This window comes from Gilliamella sp. HK2 (assembly GCF_001690265.1).
GTDB lineage: Bacteria > Pseudomonadota > Gammaproteobacteria > Enterobacterales > Orbaceae > Gilliamella > Gilliamella apicola_C.
Map to the genome: position 1 here is coordinate 1 of NZ_LZGV01000091.1, position 3,999 is coordinate 3,999.

Below are 3,999 nucleotides of genomic sequence, written 5' to 3' on the forward strand. Positions count from 1 at the left end.
TGCTCACCTTTAAAAGCAAAAGAAATTACAGTTAAAGAGTTTAATTGGGCAGATATTCAAGGGTGTATGACATCGGTATCAGTTCCTCTTGGGAGTGGCGGAATGGTTAGAAGTTATCGCCTAGAGTGTGTGGTATGTGAGCCTAATACCACTAAAGTGATTGACCACTTTTTGTTGGCTGCTGATACCAGTCTAAGTTATGACGAATGGATGTGGATAAATAGCTATATGGCGTTTTCTGATAAAAATTTGGATGCCGAATTTATGCCAGAAGAAGACTTTACTTGGCCAATCAAAGTCAATTGGCCAGAAGAAATCGACAAAAAATCCAAAGCCAGCTCGCTTGAAGAATATCAACAAATAGATGCACAATATCAACAAATGAAAACCTATAATATAAAAACAAAGGAAATAAAAAAATGAGTAAATCACGCGGAGTTATTCGGTTAGGGGATTTGACAGATCATGGCGGAAAAGTCATTACTGCTTCATCGACAATGACAATTTTAGGCAAACCCGTTGCTCGAGTGGGGGATTTAGTCAGTTGTCCAATAAAAGGGCATGGAATTAATCCTATTATTGAGGGCGAATCAACTTTTTCCGATCAAGGTAAGCTAGTCGCTTTAGATGGTCATAAAAGCAGTTGTGGTTGTTCTTTAATCTCATCAATATCCGAGGTAGGAAAAAGCTAATGTCTGTCGATTTATCCTCATTGCCAGCCCCGTTACCTGATGCTAAAAAAATGAATTTTTGGTTCTGGGGTGCTTTGCTTATTGTGTTCATTTTGCTTGGTTGTATTATTACTATTACACTCAGCTTTTTTTATGACATATCAGATATCCTTTTTATTTCAGGCCTCTTTGTTTTCCCTTTTGTTTCTTGGCTGCTTATATTTTTATATGGTGTCTTTCTATATGGTAACCATCTAATTTATATTGAACAGTGGAATTTATGTATAGAAGAGCGTAAACAAGAACTGATTAATTATGGGCAAAGAGGATTATATGTTTTAGGCTTTTCACTTATTACAGAGCAGGGCGAAACAAGAAATGCCGCGACTATTGCTAATAATGATTTTCTTATTACAAGTAAATTACACCGCAATAGCGGCATTGTTATTCCTCATACCACTTTATCTGGGATTAAGGGGATGACATCAGAAAGCTTTGATGAGCGTTTAAAATTTATTTTTACCCGTTTTGAAAAAGAATACAAAGCAAAATTTGCAACAGTGTTAACTCAAGCAAATTTGCATGTTAGATTATTTATTGATGCTCAAATTTCAAACGATAAAATAAAGGCATTATGGATGGAAACATGGGGAAAAATAATCTATCATCCTGCTAGCTTTGAAATTGAAGATCCCAGCCATTCATCCACATTTATAGAAACATGGTTAGACAATGACGATCATGATGATGAGTTGCTTTTGCTGATTAATACACATCTGTTTTCTGCCCCAATTAACAATGAAGGTGAGTTTGCGTCAATGCTAATTCTAGCTGGGGAAAACGTAGATAGCGCGTCATTTTTTCCTACTGCTAATTCACCATTAATAAAAGTTCATCGTAGTGAACAAAAAACGGAATTCACGCAAACGATTGAGCATGCTTTATTGTGGGGTAGTGCAGATGATAATCAGTATGATGGGGTTTGGTATAGCGGTATTTTACCCGATTTAAAAAATGAAATTATGCACCACTTTAATCAAATTCAGTTTGAAGCAAAAAATCATTTTAATATCGATACTTCAATTGGTTATGCTGGCTATTGTTCATATTGGTTGGCATTACTATTAGCCATTGAAAATGCATCTATAAAAAAAGATAAGCAATTGATTATGATAGGTGAAACACAGCTTGCCGCTTCGGTTGTATCATGTTTGCAAGACAATACCGCTTGTTAAGCGTTTAAGGTAATACATATCACTATGTAAAATTACTGATTTTTTATTGGTATTTTTACTATGATAACGTTAAGGTATTTTATGGAATATAAGATCCCTTAACACCCCCAACTGAATTGGCTAGACTAAACCATACAACTTTTTTAAGGGATAAACTTATCACAACGAAAAAAGATCTAATATGAATAAGATTAAATGAAAAGGCGAACATTCAAAGATGATTTTAAACGCCAAATAGTCAGTCTTTATCAACACGGTAAATCACATACTGAAATCGTCGCACAATATGATTTGACACTATCAGCATTGAATTATTGGATAACATAAGTCAGCTAAAGTGGCTCATTTAAAACAATTAAAACGGAGTTTGTAAAGAACCAACGTTGTAACTCAATAACTGAGTTACAACGCGCTTTTTTACGGATAATACCTCACGCTTAAAGGATATATTACACTTTCTATTTTCTCTTGGCTGTTTGAATGGGTTTGCTGATTTTATATAAGCATTATCCCTCCTATTTTATTGGTCAAAAATACAATCATTTTTGTAAAAAATATTCAGGAATCTATACCGTTTCAACGTAAAATCATTTTAAATTTAATGAGTTAATAAATCTAATTGATAAAGCTGCAAAACGTTTAAATAAAAAGTTTAAATTGTATATTCAATGAAGATTTTAAATAACGCCAACATACTAGTTTAACTAATTGAAATTATTAATATTAAACAAAGATATTCATTAAAAAAGTTAAATTTTCCGTTAAAATAGTTTATACTCTGTTTGCATTATCGCTTATGCTAAAAATAACCAACGTAAAAACAATAATATAGTGATAAACCAATAATATAATAAAAATAAATGGGATAAATTATTAGAAATAATAGGAGAGGAAAACATGTCGAATGAACTTAATCGCCTTTTGGATCAACTCGGTGGCGAGTTTAGCCATTTAATAGACGGCTTAGGGGGGGTTAGCCATAACCGCTATACCTTAACCGTTGACGGGCTGACCGCACCGATTTCGGTTTTGCATGTTGACGGTGATGAGCAGTTAAATCAACCTTGGCGTTATGTGGTTACCTTTACCAGCCCTGACAAAACCTTATCGCCCGATGCGTTCCTTAACCAAAAATCGACTTTCTTCTTTAATCCTGTTATTAACAAGCCATTAACTTCCGCTATTCGTTCACTAAGTGACTTGCCCGCCGTCACCAATAAACGTACCTTGCATGGGGTCATCACCGAATTTAGCCAGCTATCAGTCAATAAAGATGAAGCTCATTACCAAGTCGTGTTATCTTCGTGCTTAGCACGGCTGTCCGTGGGGAAAAATAGTGCCCTATTTCAAAATCAAAGCGTGGTCAGCGTGGTTGAAGAAGTGCTACGCAGCCACGGCTTTACCGGCATTGATTACCGGTTAGTGCTCAAAGACAGTTACCCTGAACGGGAGTTTATCACTCAGTGGCAAGAAAGCGACTTGGAATTTATTCAACGCTTATTGGCTGATGTCGGTATCTGGTTCCGCTTTGAAACCCATGCCGAGCATGATTGTGATGTGATGGTATTAAGTGATTATGAACAAGGCTATGTACAGGTGGCTAATATCGACTATAAACCGCCGAGTGGTATGGCCGATACGGGCATAGAAAGTGTTTGGGATATCACCTTACATAGCGAAGTGGTACCGGCCTCAGTGACCGTTCAAGACTATAACTACCGTGATGCCAAAGCCGATTTACTCACCGATATCAACACCCAACCCAAAACCACCACCACGCAAGGCACTGATTACCGTTACGAAGAGCATTATAAAAGCGGACAAGGTCAGCAGAGTAAGCCAAATGATAAAGCCGTTAACTCCAACCAACCACAAACCGCTAACCCGTCACCGCAAGATGACGGTATTGAACAAGATAACGCCATTGAAAGCGGTCAATGGTATGCCAAAATCCGCCATGAGCAGGCGATTAGCCAGCAAATTATCATTAAAGGTAAGAGTAATCGCTATAACCTTGCTCCCGGTCAATGGATTAATATCAACGGCAGTCCGCTGACGAATATTAATGACGGTATCCTCATTTTAAGTGTACA

At 36.7% G+C, this 3,999-nt stretch carries 5 protein-coding genes; all 5 read left to right on the forward strand.

Annotation, left to right across the window (positions count from 1 at the left end; all coding sequences use genetic code 11):
* Positions 1–423, forward strand: a 423-nt coding sequence (locus tag A9G45_RS14455; RefSeq protein ID WP_218057089.1) for a DUF6708 domain-containing protein, incomplete at its 5' end; no start/stop codon positions are given.
* Positions 420–692: a PAAR domain-containing protein gene (locus A9G45_RS09560; RefSeq protein WP_065567504.1), complete on the forward strand. Its 273-nt coding sequence runs from the start codon at positions 420–422 to the stop codon at positions 690–692. The genes A9G45_RS14455 and A9G45_RS09560, both read left to right, overlap by 4 nt.
* Positions 692–1,906 carry a hypothetical protein gene (locus A9G45_RS09565; RefSeq protein ID WP_065567503.1) on the forward strand — a complete coding sequence of 405 codons (1,215 nt, stop codon included), beginning with the start codon at positions 692–694 and terminating at the stop codon, positions 1,904–1,906. Before A9G45_RS09560 ends, A9G45_RS09565 begins: the two co-directional genes overlap by 1 nt.
* A 195-nt stretch (positions 1,907–2,101) precedes the next feature.
* A complete protein-coding gene (locus A9G45_RS14125; RefSeq protein ID WP_141673658.1) occupies positions 2,102–2,233 on the forward strand; it encodes a transposase in 132 nt (43 codons plus the stop codon).
* Positions 2,234–2,803: 570 nt separating this feature from the next.
* Positions 2,804–3,999 (forward strand): type VI secretion system Vgr family protein (locus A9G45_RS09570; RefSeq protein ID WP_141673659.1); only part of this gene is annotated, 1,196 nt, incomplete at its 3' end.